This is a genomic window from Methanobrevibacter filiformis, assembly GCF_001639265.1.
GTDB classification, from domain to species: Archaea; Methanobacteriota; Methanobacteria; order Methanobacteriales; family Methanobacteriaceae; genus Methanacia; species Methanacia filiformis.
Map to the genome: position 1 here is coordinate 1 of NZ_LWMT01000216.1, position 535 is coordinate 535.

Annotated in this window: 1 protein-coding gene; it reads left to right on the forward strand. The window is 26.9% G+C overall.

Annotated features, from left to right (window positions below; translation table 11 throughout):
• The coding region (locus MBFIL_RS10835; RefSeq protein WP_169805506.1) for a hypothetical protein at positions 1-535 on the forward strand (535 nt) is incomplete at both ends.

Consider the following 535-nt stretch of genomic DNA (forward strand, 5'->3'; position numbering starts at 1 on the left):
TTAGTTGATGAATATAGAACAGATAAAATAGCTAGTTTATGCAAAACAGATATAATATTAAAAACATTTCTAAATGGTAAAACACCATCATCCACAACATTAAGCAGATTTTTATCAAACAGCAACTCCATTACCATCAAAAAAATATTTCTACACACATTACTCGTTTTAAATGACCACCATATCCTAAAATTTCTCCATATTTTCATTGACGGTACTGACGCATTAATTAAAGGATCTAAACACTACACCATCACACGTGATGAATTAAAAGCTTTAAAACTAATGAAAAAATGGAATTTACTACACAATAAAAGTAAAAATTCAATCCGAAGAATTAAAAAAGAACTAAAAATCAAAGAACAAGAATATAAAAAAGATCAAGATGTTTTAGAAAGCATACAGACTATTAGAAAAAGAATCATGCTTTACAATAAAAATATGTCCCAACGTATAAATGAATTTGAAGATCGATTTAAGGAAATAGATAATGATTATGTTAGTATTACATTTCCTGAAGCTGTTATGATGCCTA